The sequence below is a fragment of the Ignavigranum ruoffiae genome, assembly GCF_023195815.2.
Taxonomy (GTDB): Bacteria; Bacillota; Bacilli; order Lactobacillales; family Aerococcaceae; genus Ignavigranum; species Ignavigranum ruoffiae.
In genome coordinates, this window is the sequence record NZ_CP096206.2 from 662,431 (window position 1) to 678,813 (window position 16,383).

Annotated in this window: 15 protein-coding genes; all 15 read left to right on the forward strand. The window is 39.1% G+C overall.

The window, feature by feature from the left end:
- The first annotated feature begins 22 nt into the window (after positions 1-22).
- Positions 23-718: a hypothetical protein gene (locus M0R79_RS03175; RefSeq protein ID WP_259561024.1), complete on the forward strand. Its 696-nt coding sequence runs from the start codon at positions 23-25 to the stop codon at positions 716-718.
- Between the two features lie 133 nt (positions 719-851).
- A complete protein-coding gene (locus M0R79_RS03180) occupies positions 852-1,913 on the forward strand; it encodes a M24 family metallopeptidase (protein WP_248416469.1) in 1,062 nt (353 codons plus the stop codon).
- 60 nt (positions 1,914-1,973) lie between these two features.
- Positions 1,974-2,375 carry an Asp23/Gls24 family envelope stress response protein gene (locus tag M0R79_RS03185; protein WP_248416468.1) on the forward strand — a complete coding sequence of 134 codons (402 nt, stop codon included), beginning with the start codon at positions 1,974-1,976 and terminating at the stop codon, positions 2,373-2,375.
- Entirely contained in the window at positions 2,365-2,820 is a 456-nt protein-coding gene (nusB, locus tag M0R79_RS03190; RefSeq protein WP_092570390.1) for a transcription antitermination factor NusB, read from the forward strand. Before M0R79_RS03185 ends, nusB begins: the two co-directional genes overlap by 11 nt.
- A 189-nt stretch (positions 2,821-3,009) precedes the next feature.
- Positions 3,010-4,686, forward strand: a complete 1,677-nt coding sequence (locus tag M0R79_RS03195) for a DUF1002 domain-containing protein (RefSeq protein WP_248416467.1) — start codon at positions 3,010-3,012, stop codon at positions 4,684-4,686.
- Positions 4,687-5,051: 365 nt separating this feature from the next.
- The gene (locus M0R79_RS03200) at positions 5,052-5,933 is read left to right on the forward strand and encodes a bifunctional 5,10-methylenetetrahydrofolate dehydrogenase/5,10-methenyltetrahydrofolate cyclohydrolase (protein ID WP_248416466.1); all 882 of its coding nucleotides are present in this window, start codon (positions 5,052-5,054) and stop codon (positions 5,931-5,933) included.
- Positions 5,924-7,300 (forward strand): exodeoxyribonuclease VII large subunit, encoded by a 1,377-nt coding sequence (gene xseA, locus M0R79_RS03205; RefSeq protein WP_248416465.1) that lies wholly within the window; start codon positions 5,924-5,926, stop codon positions 7,298-7,300. The genes M0R79_RS03200 and xseA overlap by 10 nt, the downstream gene beginning before the upstream one ends.
- Positions 7,287-7,517, forward strand: a complete 231-nt coding sequence (gene xseB, locus M0R79_RS03210) for an exodeoxyribonuclease VII small subunit (RefSeq protein WP_092570381.1) — start codon at positions 7,287-7,289, stop codon at positions 7,515-7,517. Before xseA ends, xseB begins: the two co-directional genes overlap by 14 nt.
- Positions 7,514-8,410 (forward strand): polyprenyl synthetase family protein, encoded by an 897-nt coding sequence (locus M0R79_RS03215; protein ID WP_248416464.1) that lies wholly within the window; start codon positions 7,514-7,516, stop codon positions 8,408-8,410. The genes xseB and M0R79_RS03215 overlap by 4 nt, the downstream gene beginning before the upstream one ends.
- Positions 8,411-8,426: 16 nt before the next feature.
- Positions 8,427-9,239, forward strand: a complete 813-nt coding sequence (locus M0R79_RS03220) for a TlyA family RNA methyltransferase (protein WP_092570377.1) — start codon at positions 8,427-8,429, stop codon at positions 9,237-9,239.
- A gap of 20 nt (positions 9,240-9,259) precedes the next feature.
- A complete protein-coding gene (recN, locus tag M0R79_RS03225) occupies positions 9,260-10,996 on the forward strand; it encodes a DNA repair protein RecN (RefSeq protein ID WP_248416463.1) in 1,737 nt (578 codons plus the stop codon).
- 10 nt (positions 10,997-11,006) lie between these two features.
- The gene (gene miaA, locus M0R79_RS03230) at positions 11,007-11,972 is read left to right on the forward strand and encodes a tRNA (adenosine(37)-N6)-dimethylallyltransferase MiaA (RefSeq protein WP_248416462.1); all 966 of its coding nucleotides are present in this window, start codon (positions 11,007-11,009) and stop codon (positions 11,970-11,972) included.
- The gene (hflX, locus tag M0R79_RS03235) at positions 11,962-13,191 is read left to right on the forward strand and encodes a GTPase HflX (protein ID WP_248416461.1); all 1,230 of its coding nucleotides are present in this window, start codon (positions 11,962-11,964) and stop codon (positions 13,189-13,191) included. The genes miaA and hflX overlap by 11 nt, the downstream gene beginning before the upstream one ends.
- A 21-nt stretch (positions 13,192-13,212) precedes the next feature.
- Complete coding sequence (gene def / locus M0R79_RS03240; protein WP_248416460.1) at positions 13,213-13,776, forward strand: peptide deformylase; 564 nt, start codon at positions 13,213-13,215, stop codon at positions 13,774-13,776.
- 391 nt (positions 13,777-14,167) lie between these two features.
- Positions 14,168-16,351, forward strand: a complete 2,184-nt coding sequence (locus M0R79_RS03245; protein ID WP_248416459.1) for a YSIRK-type signal peptide-containing protein — start codon at positions 14,168-14,170, stop codon at positions 16,349-16,351.
- Positions 16,352-16,383: the final 32 nt, after the last annotated feature.

Sequence of the window (16,383 nt, forward strand, 5' to 3'; positions counted from 1 at the left end):
CCCATATTTTTTGGTCTATTTAATGATCTGTCAAATATTATATGTTTGTCTGTTAACTATTCAACAAGGGATTTTAGAACGACATCAATTATTTGAAAATTATTATATTTGTAGAATTCAGTTAGCTATGGTCGAGACCGATCTTTATCAAGATGTGTCTAATCAGTTAGAGAGTTTTGAACAGTCTTTGGATCAGACCCGAACGAAATTAATGAAAGATTTGAGTCAACTACTTCCTGTAACAAATCTTTTAGAGAATAATTTAGACCGAGATATTTTGTATCAAGCTGGGCAGTCAGAAACTCTCTGTCTTTATTATCTGTATCTGGAAATCGAACCTGAAGACATTCGTCAACTTGGTCGAGCCGACGAGAAATCGTTCTTAGCTTTAACCTCTTTGACTCAAGACCAAAGTCAACAAGCTGAATGGTTAAGACAAACAAGTCTGGATCTTCTAGAACTAGGCTATCAAAAAGTGGATGATTACCAGTTAAGCCGTACTGATCAATGGCAATGCTTACCTAGTATAGATCAAGTCATCAATTTTTCTACGGGTTGGGTTGAGAATTATAAGCTAGATTCAGAATCACTGGTTTTGACTAGCCAAGTCGACCAACAAGATTTCAAGATGAAAGAATATTTTCCTCAACGAAAGCTTAATTATACAATCCATGGATATGGAGAAAAATGGCAGAAACTTGATGATCCATTTGATTAAACAAATTATCCACTTTGATAACAATCCTGCTAATTTTTTGCCATCGAACTAAATCCAATCAACAAATTTTATAACCATTCCTTGTTTATTATTGTTCTGCTATAATAGCAGATAAAGAAAGAGGAGGGTTTCTATGAAACGTATTGAAAAAGTCAGAGAATATTTAGCCAAAGAACAACTTGATGGGATTTGGGTGTCTAATAGTAAAAACCTAAGATATCTTGCTAATTTTACCGGATCTGCAGGTGAAGTTATTATTACGGCCGATAAAGCTTATTTCATTACTGATTTTCGCTATACAGAACAAGCCGGTCAACAGGCTAAAGGTTTTGAAATTGTGATTCATAAAGGGGACTTGTATCAAAGCTTAGCCGATATTATGACGAAGGACGGTATCAAAAAATTAGCCATAGAAGCAGATGAATTATCACTGTCCTTATATCGTAAAGTGGCTGATATCTTCCCAGCTGAACTCATCGAGACACAAAATGTTATTGAAAATATTCGTCTTATCAAAGATGAAGCTGAACTAGAAATTTTAAAAGAAGCTTGCAAGATTACCGATGAAGCTTTCGATCATATCCTAACGTTTATTAAACCTGGCGTTAGTGAAATTGCGGTAGCTAATGAATTAGAGCATTTCTTGAAGGGCAAAGGCGCAGAAGGGATGTCTTTTGATACGATTGTCGCATCGGGTGTTCGCTCAGCCATGCCTCACGGTGTAGCCAGTGAAAAATTGATTGAACAAGGTGATATGGTCACTTTAGATTTTGGCTGCTATTACAAAGGATATTCTTCAGATATTACTCGTACGATTGCTGTCGGCGAAGTAGATCCTAAACTAAAAGAAATCTATCAAATTGTCTTGGATGCCCATTTGAAAGTGATTGCTGAAGCAAAGGCTGGAATGACGGGTAAAGAAATTGATGCCATTGCACGCGACTATATTACCGAAAAAGGTTACGGAGAATACTTCGGTCACTCAACAGGACATGGACTCGGCTTAGATGTGCATGAGCAACCTGCAGTCTCTGTTCGAGGAGAAAATGTCATCTTAGAAAATATGGTCATTACCGATGAACCAGGCATCTATATTGCTGGCTTGGGCGGCGTGCGTATTGAAGATGATTTGATTATCCATAAAGATGGCGTTGAATCAATTAACCGCTCAGCGAAAGAACTGATAATTCTCTAGTAATCTAACCTTCTTTCCGCTACAATAGATGAGAACTCATGATTCTAAGGAGGTTATATTATGAATAGTGCGAAAGAATTATCATCAGATATCCGCGCTGATTTAGGGCAAGTAAATTTAAGCTTGGCTGCCCTAGAATCCATTGCTGCTAAAGCAGCCAGTGAAGTCAAAGGTGTCGCCACCACTAAATCGAAATTACAAAAAGAGGCCGGTAGTTTTCTAGGTATGGATCGAGACCGGATTAAATCACATGTGAATAATGAATCCGGTGAGATTGTGATTGATATGTTTATTAGTGTGAAGTTTGGCTATAAAGTGCCTGAAGTTGCCATAAGTGTTCAAGATCGGGTGAAAGAGCAAATTCTCTTTATGACTGATATTCATGTGAGTCAGGTTAATGTTCATATCGAAGCCATAGAAACTGAAAATCTATTGACAATCTTCGATCGCGATGGTGAATAATGTGAATAAACCATTGAAGCATAGACGGCATATGCGTATGGTCGCTATTCAAACTTTATATCAACTTCTTGATGGGTCTGATAACCTTAGCGTAGAAGCAGCTTTAGCCTATGCCTTGGAAAATGGTAATTTTCCTGATGAAGGTTATCTTGCCGAAAATTATTTATTTTTGAATCAGTTGGTTTATGGTGTACTTGAACATCAAGAAGAATTAGATCAGATTTTATCCACAGAGTTAGATAATTGGTCTGTAGAACGTTTACAAAAGATTGATCGTGTCATTTTACGCTTAGCCTTATTTGAAATGGAATTTCTCCCTGAAGCAGAGGTTCCTAAAGTTGTGGCAGTGGATGAAGCCATTGAGCTAGCTCGCGGTTTTTCCGATGATAAATCACGACAGTTTGTTTCAGGTATCTTAATGAAACGTTTAAATGAAGGCAAATAAATTCAGAATCGAGTCCCTAATTCTGGGACTCTTTTTATTTTGGCTAAAATTATCATAGACTGTATCCACAAATATCTATTTATTAGAAGTTTTTATGAAATTTCATAGTAATAAAGTGGATTCAGCAGACTCTATATCTAAAATTTGTTAAGATAAGGATGTGAGCAAGAAAGAAAAAGGAGCGAGTTTATGAAAAAATTTAATAAAATTTTGTCGGCGAGTGCAGCAACTTTAATGTTGACTTTGCCAATCTATTCAGCAGTATCGAATGTTCATACAGTGTCTGCCATCCAAGCTACACAATCTCAACAACAAGAATTAGTTGCTTTAGGAGCTTCTTTATCAGACCAGCAAGCCCAAGAAACGCTTCAACTTCTAGGTGCCGGGGATTTTCCTGCCGGACAAATTAAGTATGTTGACGGTAATATTATCAATCAATATTTACAAGATGGGTCAAATAGTAGCACCGTAGTTTATTCTTCAGCTTTTATTCAACAAATGCCTGAAGGACATGGTGTCCAAGTCCAAATTGTGACTCCGCAGAACATTTTGAATGTGTCACAATTAACCTATCAGAATGCGGCCATTACTGCCGGAGCTAAGAATGCTCAAATTCGTGTTGCTACTGTAGAACCGGTAACGGGTGAAGGTGCTTTGGCCGGAGTGTATGCTTTATTGGCACAATCAGGGGTTGAAGTTAAGACAGAAGACGTGGCGGTTGCTCAAAAAGAAATCACTTTAGTCAATGAATTAGAAAAACAAACCGGATTAAATAATACCCAAGTTAACCAAACAGTCGCTGAAGTTAAAACTGAAATTACCAATAATATTGTGAATCAGACAGAAGTCAATGAAACCGTGATTAATAATATCATTGTGTCCGTTATAGAAGAAAAAGGGATTGATCCAGAGGAACATCCTGAAATTGTCGATGAATTGAAAGACTATGCTAAGGAATATTCTCAAACAGATGCGGCAGCTAATGAAGATACGATTCAACAGTTACAAGAAAGTACGACTCCAGTCTGGTCAGATGCGCTAATTCAGTTAGATCCTTCTTTAACCTATGCTGATGCACAAGCACGACCACGCTTAGATTTCAGCCAAGATGATAATATTATGCCTGAAATTCAATCTTTAACTAGCAAATTCTATAATGACCTTGATCAAGCATTAAGTCCTCTAGCTAATTATTCCTATTCATTTGTCTTGGAAAGTCTAAATCCAGAGATGACAACTGAAAATAAACAAGCCTTGAATGCTTTGCGGACCGAAATATTCTATCACTTGAATGGTCAATGGGCAGAGATGTTTGGATCTAGTCAATTGCAAAGTCAATGGACGGAAAATTTAAACAGCTTTGAGAATCTTAAACTTTCAGACCCAATCCTAGCAGAAATCTATCTACAAATTGGAATTCAAACCGGCTTAATGCCACAAGCCTATTCATACCATGTGATGGACCAAGAAGGTTCTATGGTATTTATTGATGTCGTTGAAGATGCGGGTGATCATATTAATACCTCTCACTACAAATATGATTTAGCTACCGGTACTGTTCTTGATGCGGTAACCGATACACCAGTCACGCCAATGGATTATACTTCGATTTTTGGCAAGAATCTTGAAGATTTAAGATCAAATCCAGTAACCATTCCGGCTGATTATCAAGTTCCAGAAAACTATTTAGAAAATCCGCAAAGTTCTGAATCAGAAACGACGGTTGAAGAAGAGACGACCACTGCTAGTGAAGCAGTTGAGGACATCACAGCGACTGAAGGGGCAACTAGTCAAGAGGATGTCACTTCTGAGGATGATAACCAAGTTAGCGAAGAAGAAAGTTCAGTAGCTGATCAAGCTGAGTAATTAGACAGATTGATCGGTCACGCGTAAGATAAAATTTTTACTTCAACATTGGCCACTTTGTCGGCTAAGTGTTAACATTTCATTCGCTTCCTTAATCCAAATTAATCCACTAACCCATGTTAGAGCATTTCAATGCTGAGACGACATGGGTGGGTGGATTTTTAATTATGGGGTTTACTTAAGGTGATAAATTTTAACTGAACTTGGGTAAGTCATAGATATCAGATGATTTAGCTAAATTCGTTGGAATCTCTATCACGTCAGTGAACCAATCAATGTATCACGTCAGTGAACCAATCAATGCAGATATTCAGAAAGCTAATTCTATGATAGAATAGATTAAGATTATAAGAGGGGGTTCAATCATGACGGCCATAGAGATTAATGGGAAAGAAATTGCCAATCGCTTACTCAAACAACAGCAAAAAGTCGTCCAACACCTAAAAACTGACGGCATAATCCCTAAACTCGTTGTGATTACCTTTTCTGACGATGAAGCAAGCCAAGTATATATCAAACAAAAGGCCAAGAAAGCTAAACAAATTGGGATTGATTTTGAGTACCATCGACTTAATCACTCAGTTTCTCAAGAAGATTTTAAACGATGCGTAAAAAAATATGATAATGATCCTTCAACTTCCGGAATAATTATTCAATTTCCGATTCCTCAGCAATATGACTTGAAAGAAGTATCAACTTGGATTAGTCCTGACAAAGATGTCGATGGTTTGAACCCGATGAGCATGGGTTGGTTATTGACGGATCAGGCACATTTCCTTCCTTGCACGCCAAAAGGCATTCTGTATTTGATGGATGCCTATGATATCGATGTCGTTGGCAAAGATATTGTCATTATTGGTAATAGCCATATTGTAGGTCTACCCTTGGCGATTATCTTGACTCACCAAGATGCTACGGTAACACTGTGTCACCGATTGACAGCGAATCTGTCTGCAAAATGTCAGCTAGCGGATATCATTATTTCGGCTGCAGGAAGCGTTAATTTGATTGGTTCAAACGATGTCAAAAGTGGTGTAATTATTTTCGATGTGGGCATGAATCGATTGGCCGATGGTTCCTTGGTCGGCGATGTCGATTATGCTAAAGTGATTAATAAGGCGGCTAAGATAACTCCTGTTCCAGGTGGCGTAGGGCCGATGACGGTTGCCATGTTAATGGAGCAGACGATTATGGCAACGTGTTATCAGCACGGAATAGATTATCAACAGGTGATTGAATGCAGGTAGAACAAGAAGGACAGAAGAATTATTTAACTGTGACGGCGCTGATTAAATATCTAGCGCGTAAATTTGATGTGGATCCTTATTTAAAAGATGTCATCTTAATAGGTGAATTATCGAATTTTAATCCCAAAGCAACACGCCATCGTTATTTCTCTTTAAAAGACGATCAATCTAAGTTAAATGCGGTGATGTTCAAATCAGATTTTGATCGATTAACGTTTCAACCCGAAGAAGGCATGCGGGTCATTGTTCAAGGTCGTGTCTCAATTTACGGGCCCAGTGGTCGCTATCAGATTACAATTAAATCGATGCAACCGGACGGCGTGGGAGCCTTATACCAAGCCTTTGAACAATTAAAAAATAAACTTAAAGAACAAGGGATATTTGACCGACCTCGCTTGACAGTACCTCGCTTTCCTAAGAATATTGCTGTGATTACTAGCCCCTCCGGAGCAGTCATTCGTGATATACTGACAACTGTTCAAAGACGTTATCCCATTGTTGGAGTGACTGTTTTTCCAACGAGGGTGCAGGGACAAGAGGCTAAATATGAAATTGTTCGTGCTCTTCAACGAGTTGAAGAACTCAAAGATCAATTTGACGTGATTATACTCGCCCGAGGTGGCGGTTCCATTGAAGATTTATGGAGTTTTAATGAAGAAATGGTGGCTCAGGCCATGCTTCAAAGCTCTTTACCTATCATTTCTTCAATTGGCCATGAGACAGATGTGACTATTGCAGATTATGTGGCCGATTTGCGCGCAGCAACCCCTACAGCGGCAGCAGAACTTGCAGTCCCAGTCCTCAGTGAGGTTCTAAGCTTGCTCAAGACCTATGATCACCGATTACAATCTGTCTTTAACAAACAAATTCAAATGCTTAAGAAGCGCCTCGAGTATAGTCAGCAGTCCTTTATTTTCCAAGATCCGGTTAGAATTTATCAAACTTATGCTCAACGCTTAGATGAATTAACCTCGCAACTGAATAAGCAAAGTCAACAGATGATTAGGAATCAGGGTCAGCGCTTGGAATATTTGCAACAGCGGTTGAAGTCACAGAATCTCAGTCAGATGATTAATCAAACTCGGCTACGTTTAGTAGAACTGGATAAACAAGTCCATAGACAGATTAATCAACAGCTCAAGAACCAGCAGAACGCTTTAATGACTCAGATTCAGCTTTTAGATGCTTTTAGTCCTTTAAAGATTATGCAGAGAGGTTATGCGATTGTTGAGCAGGATGAAATGATTGTCCGTAGCGTAAACGACGTAAATCCAGATCATCCCTTATCGATACAGCTTTATGATGGTATGATAGTCAGTACGGTGGATCAAATGATAAGTAAGGAGAATAGGAATGACGGAAGATAAGAATAAACCTAGCTTTGAAACAGCGATGACTGAATTAGAAACAATCGTTCAGAAGTTAGAAAAAGGGGATCTCCCTTTAGAAGAATCCTTAGAAGCTTTTAAGAAGGGTATTGAATTAAGTCAATATTGTCAGCAAAGCCTGAATAAAGCAGAAGCTACTGTCGCCAAGATTATGACTGAAGAAGGTGAGGCTTTATTGGATGGTGATTTAACATGAGACAACTAGATTTAAGTTTATTAAGGGCCGAATTTGAAGCAGCCCTAGATGACTATATTCTTCATTTAGATGTGTCGATTGATATTTTAAAGCCGATGATTTACTCGCTCAAAGGGGGCGGCAAACGCTTGCGCCCGCTCTTACTCTTAGCTACTTTGGAGATTAATAATCGTCAGTTGATTGAGTATGGAATGCGAACGGCGATTGCCTTAGAACATATTCATACCTATTCTTTAATTCATGATGACTTGCCAGCGATGGATAATGATGATTTAAGAAGGGGCAATCCAACGAGTCATATTCAGTTTAATGAAGCCACTGCCATCTTGGCTGGAGATGCTTTATTGACGGATGCTTTTGGGATTATCGCCCAGGATGATCATTTAAAAGCCAAACAGAAAGTGGCCTTAATCAGTAAGTTAGTCCAGGCTTCGGGAAGTGTGGGTATGGTCGCTGGACAACTGAAAGATATTGAGGGACAGAATAGTACACTGAACTTGGCCGAACTTAATGAAATTCATCACCTCAAAACAGGCTGTCTGTTTAATTATTCGTTAGAAGCGGCAGCGATTATCTTAAATATGGAAGACAAAGCGCGGAAGTTATTAGAACGTTTCGGCAACGCTTTTGGTATTGCTTATCAAATTCACAATGATTTGATGGATGTTCTAGGCAATGAACAAGTGACTGGAAAGCATGGGCAAGCCGACGCGGCTTTGAACAAAGCTACCTATCCGGCTTTGATTGGTGTGGAAGAATCTAAGGCCTCCTTAAATAAAGAGATTAAAAAAGCCAAAATTGCTTTAAAACGTTTAAGCAATCTTACTGAGCAGCCTTATTATTTATTGGAAACATTTATTGATTATTTAAATTTAGACTATCATAGTCATTAAGTCAGGAATGATAGCTTTGAATAAAGAACGTGTAGATAAATTAGTCGTGCAACAAGGATTGGTTGACAGTCGGGAAAAGGCTCGCCGTCTCATCATGGCAGGACAAATTTATGATGAGAAAGCCCAACGTTATGACAAACCTGGCGAGAAAATTAGTACGGAACGAGTCTTAGAAATCAAAGGCAAACCTTTTCCCTATGTTTCCCGCGGTGGCCTAAAATTGGAAAAGGCTATCCAACGCTTTGATTTAGATTTGCGAGACCAGATATTATTGGATATTGGCGCATCGACCGGGGGGTTCACTGATGTAGCCTTGAAATTTGGCGCGAAGAAATCCTACGCTTTAGATGTTGGCTATAATCAACTGGCTTATCAACTGCGGATAGATGAGAGAGTTGTGGTAATGGAACGTCAAAATTTTCGTTATTCTGTGCCTGAAGATTTCAGCCAAGGTCAGCCCACCATCGCCAGTATTGATGTCTCTTTTATCTCCCTGTCTTTAATCTTACCACCTTTACAGGCTATTCTGATTGATAACGGCCCGGTTGTTGCCTTAATCAAACCACAATTCGAAGCAGGGCCGGAACGAATAGGTAAGAAGGGAGTCATTCGCGATGCTAGGATTCACCGTGAAGTTTTAGAAGAAGTCCTCCAATTTATTTGCCAAATAGGTTATACCATCCACGGACTCACTTTCTCACCGATAACGGGGGGAGAAGGAAACATTGAATTTCTGGTCTATTTAAGAAATGCGAAACAAGCCCATAATTTGTCATATCAAGATGTCAATATTGAACAAGTAGTGGAGCAAGCACATCAGACTTTATAAAAAGGTAGGGATTGTCCAAGATGTTACGAAGTTTAAGCATTCAGAATTTTGCTATTATTGAGTCGGTTCAAATCGATTTCCAAGCAGGAATGACCGTCTTATCGGGGGAAACGGGTGCTGGTAAATCCATTATTATTGATGCTTTCTCTTTGTTAATGGGTGGACGGGGTTCTAGTGATTTTATTCGCCAAGGTTGTGAGGAACTTATTGTGGAAGCTTTATTTTCTTTCGATCAGCTTGACCCCCAATTACAGAATATATTGCGCGAATATGGATTTGATATCGACTTATTAGCCGAGGATTTGATTATTCATCGAGAGATTAATCAGAAAGGTAAGAATCTGATTCGTTTGAATGGTCAATTGGCCACGGTTAAAATTCTGAAAGAAATCGGCCAATTTCTTGCTGATATCCATGGGCAGAATGAACACCAATTATTGTTGAATAGTAAGCACCATCTTCATCTATTGGACCAGTATGCCAAAGATAGCCTGGCCGAAACTTTTGCGAAATATCAGCAAGCTTATGATAATTATCGGGGTTTAAGAAGAGAATGGTTACAGGCTAATCAAGCAGAACATGATCAAGCTCAGCAACTATCCTATTTGCAGTATCAACTTGACGAACTAGATCAAGCTCAATTCATTGCTGGTGAAGAGGATGAGCTTTTGAAACAGAGTAAGCTTTTAAGAAATTCTCAAAGTTTGATGCAAAAATTACAAAATATCAATCAATTGTTAAGTGAAGGCGATACGGCGGCTCTGTCTCTACTCCAACAAGCTAGTACAGAACTCCAACAAGTTGCTGAAATCGATGATCATTATCAGGACGCGGCTGAATTATTGGATCAGGTGCAGATTAATACGGCTGAATTAGCTCATTTTTGTGCCCAGGCAATGAGTGAATTAGATATGGATGAGCTAGATATTGATCAGGTTGAAGGACGGTTAAGTCAAATTGGCCAATTTAAACGCAAATATCAGCGAGATTACCAAGGTCTGATTGATTATCAAGAAGAGCTTCGTCAAGAAATTGATAAAATTCAGCATCGAGATCGCTATCTTGAAGATTTACAAGGCCAGCTGTTACCAGCTTATCGATCTGCCTATGATTTGGCTCAGCGGCTTCATCAACTTCGTCAAGAAGCTAGCTTAGCCTTAAAAGCCGATATTGAGAATCAATTGAAAGATCTCTACATGCCCCATAGTCGATTCTCAGTTCAATTTCTTGACCAAAATTTGGATTCACAGATGAGCGAACTGGGCAATCCAGCTGAGCCTATTTATCAATTAAGTTCGGCAGGTCTGGATCAAATTGAGTTTATGATTGCAACGAATCCGGGGGAAGAAGAGAAAGCCCTAGTCAAGGTGGCCTCCGGTGGGGAATTATCTCGTTTTATGTTGGCCTTGAAAGTGGTCTTCAGCCGCTCTAATTCGTCGATGGTGATGGTGTTTGACGAGATTGATACGGGTGTCAGTGGTCGAGTAGCAGATGTGATTGCGCAAAAGATGTATCAAGTGGGACGGTCGCATCAAGTACTAGCAATTACTCACTTAGCTCAAGTCGCTGCGGTCAGTGATCATCAGTTGTTGATTGAAAAGAAAGTTGAACAAGGAAGAACTTATACCAAGGTAAGTCACTTAACTGAGTCCGAGCGATTACAAGTGATTGGTCAAATATTAGCCGGTCACCATGTCGATCAACAGACTATCGAGGTGGTACGATCGATGATGAGTGTGTTAAGAAGGAATGAATAAGGATGTGAGCATGATTTCAAGTTATCAGATACCGGTGGTGGTTTTAGCTGGACCAACGGGAGTGGGCAAGACCGCCTTTAGCCTTAAAATAGCCCATCATTTCAATGGTGAAGTTATTAATGCGGATAGTATGCAATTTTATCGTGGTCTGGATATTGGAACTGGGAAAATCATGCCTACTGAAATGGATCAAGTTCCTCATCATCTGTTGGATATTTTGGAACCAGATCAATCCTTCGACGTAAGTGCTTTTGTTGAGCAAGCCCATCAAAAAATAATCGAAATCTCAGCACGTCAGCGCCTACCTATTATTGTGGGCGGGAGTGGGCTCTATATTGAGGCTCTCCTATATCCCTTAGAGTTAGGCCGGCCAGGTTCCAATCAGCCTGAAATACGGCAAGCATTAGAACAAGAATTAGAAAAAGTAGGACCCAGCGCGTTTTGGCAACGACTCAATGAGATTGATCCCCAAGCCGCTAAGAAAATCCCTCAAGCAAACACTCGACGAATGATTCGGGCGATGGAAGTGATTCGTAGTACCGGTCAACTCTTCTCCGATCAAAGGGGCCACCAACAATATCAAGCTCGCTATCAGCATTGTTTAATCGTCCTCGATCGACCGCGAGCCGAATTATATGAGCGCATTAATCACCGCGTCTTACAAATGATCGACCAAGGTTTAGCAGAAGAAGTCGCTCGTCTAATTAGCTTGAGTCAAGGGAGTTCCTGGCAATCATTACAAGGGATAGGCTATAAAGAATGGCTTCCTTTTTTTAACCATGAGAAATCGCAAGAAGAAATTATTCAAGATATTCAACAACATTCAAGACGTTATGCTAAACGTCAATTGACTTGGTTCCGCAATCGATTCAAAGATAAACATTGGTTAGAAATTGATGATGAGCAAAAAGCTTTAGATAACATGCTAACAATCATCCAGAATGACTTAGAAAAAGGTGATGAAAGTGGCAGATAAGTATTATAATAATGAAATAAAACAAGAAAAGGTATTGTTAGTTGGTGTGCAAACACCACAATGGACGGATTTCGAATTTGAAAATTTGATGCAAGAAATGGAAGCCCTAGTCAATACAGCTGGGGCCTTTTTAGACCGTCGAATGATGCAAAAGTTGGCCAAAGAAGACGGCAAGACCCTGTTGGGAAAAGGTAAAGTTAGCGAGATTCAAAAAATCATTGAACATAGAAACATTGATTTAGTAGTAAGCTTAAACCCGCTAAAACCAGTGGTTCACCGTAATTTGGAGGAAGCTTGGGGTTGTCGAGTCATTGATCGGATTCAACTCATTCTTGATATCTTTGCTTTACGAGCGAAGAGTCGGGCGGGGAAATTACAAGTTGAACTCGCCCAATATCAGTACCTATTACCGCGAATTATTGGCCAAGGATTGGAACTCTCACGTCTAGGTGGGGGTATTGGCACACGAGGTCCGGGGGAAACTAAATTAGAGTCGGATCGACGTTATTTGAGAGCGCGGATGCGGAAGATCGAAAAGGATCTCAGTACCATCGAAGCGCATCGAGAGCGGACGCGATTGAAGCGACAGCAAGGTAATGAATTTAATATTGGTTTAGTCGGTTATACTAATGCTGGAAAGTCGACTATCTTGACGAAGCTTACCCAAAGTGATACTTTGGTCCAAGACAAATTATTTGCTACCTTGGATCCATTGACTCGGTCTTTTGCGATTCGAGGCTTTGAGAATTTTACTTTGACGGACACTGTCGGATTTATCGAAGAGTTGCCGACCAAACTAATTCACGCCTTTAAGTCTACATTAGAAGAAATAAGTGATGTCGATTTATTATTACACGTCATTGATGCTGGACATCCTGCCCGTTTTCTTCATGAACAAACCGTTCTTTCACTCTTAAAGGATCTAAAGATGGATCAAATTCCTCAATTAGTGGTTTATAATAAAATAGATACGCTAAATGAACCTTTTCAGCCTAGTTTATTTCCTAATGTTCAAATTTCAGCTTATCGGGAAGAAAGTATTGAATTGTTGAAAGAGGAGATCTGGCAGACTTGCAAGTCTATCGCCCAACCTTATCGTATTCTGATTCCAGCTGATCAGGCCCAAAAGATTTACGAATATAAGCAAAATAGTATTGTCGAATCAATTGATTTTGATCAAGTTAAACAAAATTATATCGTGACAGGTTTCAAAAAATAACAATGAATGGAGGAAGCGCTAATGATTACGATGAAAGATTTTATAGCAGAGAATAATCCAATTTTGCGACAAGAGGCTGAAGCTGTTGAGTTTCCTTTAAGCGCAGACCTCTTGAAACTTTGTGAAGAGATGCGGACTTTTTTGATTAATAGCCAAGATGAGGAAATGGCTGAGAAATATCATCTTCGAGCTGGTGTGGGTTTAGCAGCACCTCAATTGGGTGTCAGTAAACAAATTTTTGCTATCTATTTGACTGAATATGACTCAGAAACCGATGAAGAAACTGTGATTATGGATCAAATTTTAATTAATCCTAAAATCAAATCCCATGCGGTTCAACAAATTGCGATCCGGGAAGGGGAAGGGTGCTTGTCTGTCCCTCGTGACGTTCCTGGTCTAGTCCCGCGTCCTAAACGGGTTCGGATTGAATACCAAGACTTGGATGGACAGAAACACGAATTAAAATTACGAGATTTCCAAGCGATTGTGGTTCAACATGAGATTGATCATTTGAAAGGAATCATGTTCTACGACCACATTAATCCTAAAAATCCATGGGATAGTCAAGGAATCGAACTTTTATAAAAGCCTGGCTGGGCTTTTATTTTTTTGTCTTAAATAATATATCAATCACAAATTATGATGTTGACAATTTTGCTGTGAAACAACGATGTGCTGAACTTAATGAACTGATTAGTTAATGAAGATAGTTTATGAACTGAAGTTAGCCAGAAGTGAATTGCTATTTCCTACCGTAGTGTAAAGAAATTTATTGATAATTTGATTAAATTATTAGTTTAAATTATTTTTCTATAAGAAATATTTAGAATGAATTCGAAGCATACAATGTTATAATTTTGTAAGAAAATAGTTGTGTCAGTCTGAAAATATTTTCGGGGATCGGCTTTTTTTTGGGAATCCATGTTCGTTGTTTCACAAGTCATTCTGAATTTTTTTAGTAGAGAGGATTTTTGCCATGCAAAATTTTGAATCAATCTTACGAGGGAATTTTTCGATTCGCAAGTTTAAGACCGGCGTTGCTTCGGTTTTATTATCTACGAGTATGCTTGACTTATCACATCAGGTCGTGACGGCTTCAGCTCAAGAAGTGGTAGATGACACGGTAAACACCCAAGTTCTTCAAGGAATAGGGGGACAATCAGAGGGAGATGTCGATACTGCCTTGTCAGGAGAAGTTGTCAATTATCAAATTAACAGTGATCAAAGCTCAAATCCTTCATCTGAAGAGCCTACTAATGGGATGACTCAAGGTCAGTCTGGTTGTGAATTAGATAAGCAAACTTGTAGTACCGAACGTAGTAAAATTGAAGTTTCTAATGACGTAGATATGAATACGAAGATTATCTTTAATGAAAAGAGTTTTGACCATGTCAATAAGGTAAAGAATGAGGATAATCCAGCTCATGATCATACTAATCCTGATTATGCTAAATTCTATGGTCCGGGTGATCTTGAATTCAATTATTGGAATTCCAACAAGTATGCCAATACTTACACTGAGCATTATCGCGTTAACTTCGGCACCGAACATGAGATTCTGGACGGAATCCTTTCAATTACTTTGCCTTACACCGATGTTCCTTTGAAAGATCTTTATGAGCAAGGCTTATTAAAATTATCTAACGCCTCTGAATGGTTAGTTACCCGTCTCTATCGCAATGAATCCCTATATGATCGGATTATTGATACGGTTCCTGAAGTATCATTTGACAAGAATACACTGCTTTTCAAGCTAGGAAATCTTGATCCGCGCACAGCTTTATCCATACAAGTGGAACGGATTTTTGCGAATGAAGCTCAATATGATGAATTGATTGCCAAAAAAGGAACAGAAGCTTCTGCAAATGCCTCCGGAAAATATAATTTCACTAATATTGACCTACCAACACCAGTAGAAAAAACCAGCTGGGAAAATTATGAAGGAGACTTAGCTAGCATAGGATATGATGCAGAAACCGTTCAGGTAGGAGATCAATTCGATTTCGTAGAAAATGTAACCCGTCCAGGTTTTGATGGGACTAAAAATGGCTATATTTCTCAAAAGAAAACAACTTATCGAATTATGTCTATTACTGAAAAAGTTGACCAAGATGGCAAACCGGTCTTAGATGAAGAAGGCAATAAAATATATTGCTACAATATTGAACGCACGGTTGAATTTCTGAAAGACTTCACCTTGCAAGCTGAATCAGTCATTGATACCACCCTTAAAGATTATTCAAATAATGGCTATTTAGAAAAAGTCTTTAATGATAACAATCATGGTCATGCAAAAGTGGATCAGAATAATGATGGCATTTCAGACAATATTGGTCTTTATGGCCCGGGCAATGTAGAAGTTCAACATTGGCAAGATGGACCAAATGAAGCGACGCAGAAACAATTCTGGCGTTTCGTCTTCGCTAACGATTATTCAGTAGCTAATGGAAAATTAACACTGACTTTACCTTATGAAATATCTAAAGAATCCATTCAAGATGTCAGTCATTGGTTAACTTCAAGATATTATCCAGCTGTTGAAGGAGCCGTATATTCAAATGTTAACTCCTTACTAAAAATTAATCTCTTAGATCGAATTACCGTCGAAGGTAAGGTGGTTACTTTGGATCTAAGTGATTTAGTCCTTCCTTCACGAACAGCTTTCGCCCTTCAAATTGCCAAAGTGTTTGAAAGTCCACAAGATTTCTCGAATAACTTACAGAAAGCTCAAATGAAATTTGAAGGACAATGGTATTTCAATAATATCGATCTTCCTCATGAAGAAGATATTGTAAAAAACAGCTGTCCTGAATGTAAGATAGAATTACCTGAAAAGCCAAAACCAGAAGTTCCAACGCCAGAAGTGCCGGAAACCGAAGATCCTGAGGTAGAACAACCAACGCCAGAAGTGCCGGAAACCGAAGATCCCGAGGTAGAACAACCAACGCCAGAAGTGCCAGAGACTGAAGTTCCAGAGCTAGAACAACCCGCACCTGAAGCTCCTGGATCAGTTGAACAACCACAGGCAGTTCAAGAAGCGGGCGTTTTGCCAGCAACGGGTGAAGCAAAGCAAAATCTTGTCTGGTTTGGTGCAAGTGCCACAATTCTAGCGGGCTTAGGATTACTTAATTATCAAACCGATAAAAAGAAAACACGTTAATTTTAAATAGTAGCACCCAAAATTTTATCAGC